Source organism: Sphingopyxis sp., assembly GCF_035250425.1.
Classification (GTDB): domain Bacteria; phylum Pseudomonadota; class Alphaproteobacteria; order Sphingomonadales; family Sphingomonadaceae; genus Sphingopyxis.
Genome location: NZ_DATFFD010000092.1, coordinates 1 through 3,167, shown reverse-complemented (window position 1 = coordinate 3,167; position 3,167 = coordinate 1). Strand labels below are relative to the sequence as shown.

5 protein-coding genes and 1 pseudogene are annotated in these 3,167 nt (G+C 65.4%); 2 read left to right on the top strand and 4 right to left on the bottom strand.

Annotation, left to right across the window (positions count from 1 at the left end; genetic code table 11):
- Positions 1-272: pseudogene (locus tag VJ811_RS05425) on the top strand (hypothetical protein); the annotation flags it as partial.
- A gap of 49 nt (positions 273-321) precedes the next feature.
- Entirely contained in the window at positions 322-1,092 is a 771-nt protein-coding gene (locus VJ811_RS05420) for a glutaminyl-peptide cyclotransferase (protein ID WP_324071250.1), read from the top strand.
- Here the strand turns inward: VJ811_RS05420 and VJ811_RS05415 are convergent.
- From VJ811_RS05415 to VJ811_RS05400, 4 genes are all read right to left on the bottom strand, one after another.
- Positions 1,089-1,781 (bottom strand): DJ-1/PfpI family protein, encoded by a 693-nt coding sequence (locus tag VJ811_RS05415; RefSeq protein ID WP_324071249.1) that lies wholly within the window; start codon positions 1,779-1,781, stop codon positions 1,089-1,091. The genes VJ811_RS05420 and VJ811_RS05415 overlap by 4 nt on opposite strands.
- 148 nt (positions 1,782-1,929) lie before the next feature.
- Complete coding sequence (locus VJ811_RS05410) at positions 1,930-2,142, bottom strand: hypothetical protein (protein ID WP_324071248.1); 213 nt, start codon at positions 2,140-2,142, stop codon at positions 1,930-1,932.
- Between the two features lie 76 nt (positions 2,143-2,218).
- Complete coding sequence (locus tag VJ811_RS05405) at positions 2,219-2,548, bottom strand: entericidin EcnAB (RefSeq protein ID WP_324071247.1); 330 nt, start codon at positions 2,546-2,548, stop codon at positions 2,219-2,221.
- Positions 2,549-2,726: 178 nt separating this feature from the next.
- The gene (locus VJ811_RS05400) at positions 2,727-3,068 is read right to left on the bottom strand and encodes a hypothetical protein (RefSeq protein WP_324071246.1); all 342 of its coding nucleotides are present in this window, start codon (positions 3,066-3,068) and stop codon (positions 2,727-2,729) included.
- Positions 3,069-3,167: the final 99 nt, after the last annotated feature.

Here is a 3,167-nt window from a genome sequence, read left to right as displayed (position 1 = left end):
CATGGCAGAAAGGCGGCGTCGAAAACGCCATCGGCAGGCTGCGCCGAAACCTGCCCCGAAAAACCAACCTCGATGACTTGCCTGGCAACGCCTTCGACGCCATCATCGCAAACTACAACAATACCCCCAGAAAATGCCTCGACTTCAAAACTCCAGCCGAAACCTTCCTGATGTTGCACTTCAAATGTGAATCCACAGGGGTCCATTCAGGCGGGCGTCGCCATGGATGCCGGATCAAGTCCGGCATGACGAAAGATGGGGTAGCGAAATAGGGGAGACGGGACATTGCCAGTCAAGGCGATGCGGCATAGCTAAGGGGCGATGATGTTCGTCCTCGCTCTCGCCATGCTCGCCGCTCCTCCGGCCGCAGCAACGCCCCCGGCACCGCCACCCGTCGAACGCTGCGGATATCGCATCGTCGAAACCTTCCCGCACGATGCGGCCAGCTTCACCCAAGGCCTCTTCTGGGACGAGGGGCATCTTTACGAAGCCACCGGCCAATATGGTCAGTCCCGCGTGGCGCGGCTCGACCTCAAGACCGGCAAGGCGCTGGCGCAAACCAAGCTGCCGGCGGACCAGTTCGGCGAAGGCATCACGCGCTGGGGCGACCAGATCATCGGCGTGACCTGGCAGGGCGGCGTCGGCAATCGCTGGTCAATCAGGGATATGAAGCCCACCGGCACCTTCAAATATGAAGGCGAGGGCTGGGGCGTGACGATGGTCGAGGGCAGCCTGGTCTTGAGCGACGGCACGACGGACCTGCGCTTTTTCGACCCCGCGACGATGAAGGAGCGGAAGCGTGTCACGGTGCGTTTCGGCGGCCGGCCGATCCCGATGATCAACGAGCTCGAAACGATCGACGGCCAGATCTGGGCGAATATCTGGATGACCGACTTCATCGTCCGCATCGATCCCGCCACCGGCAACGTCGTCTCGCTTGTCGACCTGACGGGGCTCAAGGCCGACGCGGGTGTGAGCGGGACGGACAGCGTGCTCAACGGCATTGCATGGGACGCGAAAACGAAGCGCCTGTTCGTCACCGGAAAATATTGGCCGAAGCTTTACGAAATAGCGCTCGCGGGCTGCCGTTAGCCGCCCGACAGCGCCGCCTCCATTCGTGCGGCGGCCGTATCGTAAACATGCTCTCTCAATCCCGCGGTGATCGCCTTCGGCGCGCGGTCGGGATGGCCGCCGGGGAAAGGCGGCGCGGGATCATATTCGATCGCGAGCTGGATCGCTTGCGCCACCGCATCGCCGCGCAGCCGGGCGATGAGCGTCAGCGCGAAATCGAGCCCCGAGGTGACGCCGCCGCTGGTGACGACATTCCCGTCCTCGACGACGCGCGCCTTCACCGGCTCGGCGCCGACCAGCGGCAGCAAATGGGTATAGGCCCAGTGTGTCGTCGCGCGCTTACCCGCGAGCAGTCCGGCGCGGCCGAGCAGGAAAGCGCCGGTGCAGACGCTCGTCACCCACTGCGCGCCCGCGGCCTGGCGCACGATGAAATCGATCGTCGCGGTATCGCGCAGCGCATCGGCGACACCGTGCCCGCCGGGGATGCAGAGGATGTCACCCTGCGGCGCGCCCGCGAAATCATGCGTGGGCACGATCGCGAAGCCGCTGTCGGTCATGATCGGATCGAGGTTGGCGGCGGCACCGGCAAGCGTTGCGCCGGGCATGCGCGAAAGCGCCTGCGCGGGCGCGGTGAAGTCGAGCTGGGTGATGCCGGGAAAAAGCAGGAAGACGATATTGGTGCCGGGCGCGGCGGCGGGGGTATCGGTCATGCGGATGTCCTTGCGCTGGCGGTGGATCACCCAGGCGCGCGGCTCATGACGGCCTGCCGGCCGGCCCCGCTTCCCGATGGGATCCCATCTTCAGCGCCATTCGCGGGGCGCGCTCAACCTAACCCCCCGGCGCGGCGAGGGGAAGACGCTATTTGTCGGCCTTTTCCGTCCCGTCGACCGCCTTGCCCGGTTCGGCCGGCGCGGTGTTGTCGCGGCTTTCGAGCATTTCGGCGGCATCATCGAGCGCCTTCGCCTCGCTGACGGTCACGCCGCCGGGGCCGGGTTCATTGTCGGTGCGGCTGCATCCCGTCGTCAGGATCAGCATCGCGAGCGCTGCGCTCGTCATCCGAAGGTCGATCATCGCATGGCTCCCATGAAAAAGGGCTCCATCCACCGTGGATGGAGCCCCGATATCAGCCCGAAGGCGTGCCGACGACTTACTTCTTGTCGTTGGCTTCGGCCTTCTTGGTTTCTTCGGCGATTTTGGCGCCGGCCTTGTCGGCGGCTTCGCCAGCGGCGTTCACGGTGCCTTCGACGGCGTTGCCGGCCTTATCGGCGGCGGCGGCGGTCGCATCGGCGGCTTCGTCGGCGGCAGCAGCCGTCGCGTCGGCAGCGCCAGCGGCGGCATCGGCAGCGGCATCGCCAGCGGCGGCGGCGTCATCGGCGGCCGAAGTGGCGGTTTCCGAAGCGGCGTCCTGGGTCTTTTCCGAGCAGGCGGCGAGGCTGAAGGCCGCGGCGGCCATCGAGGCGATGATGATCTTGCGCATGATATTCCTTTCGAATGCAATGGCCGGGCGACGGCCATAGGGTCAGAGAGTTAACGGCGGATCAGGGGCTTGGCAACGGCGCTGCTTGATACCTGTTCCGAATGAAAAAGGGGCCACCGGCGAACCGGCGACCCCCTTTTGTCTTTGACATTTCTTCGGCCCGAAGGCCGAAAAATGCTTACTTCTTGGCTTCTTCCATCGCGCCCTTGGCGGCGTCGGCAGCTTCCTTGGCAGCGCCGGCAGCTTCGGTCGCCTTGTCGGCAGCCTTGGCAGCGGCGTCGGCGCCTTCGCCAGCAGCGGCAGCACCGGCGGCTTCGGCGGCGGCGCCGGCTTCGCCAGCAGCAGCGGCGGTCGCGTCGGCAGCGCCTTCAGCCGCTTCCATCGCGCCATCAGCAGCGCCTTCGACGGTCGCAGCTGCGTCTTCGGTTGCGGCAGCCGTGTCGTCGGCAGCCTTTTCGGCGCAAGCAGCGAGGCCCATCGAGGCGGCGAGGACGAGCGACAGAGTGATCGATTTCTTCATTTGGGAATACCCCTCTCGGTTTGAATTGACCGATCGGCACAGGAACTGATCGATCCCGAAATTTGCCAATCGCGCGCAGAATTACCCCCTCGCCAAATG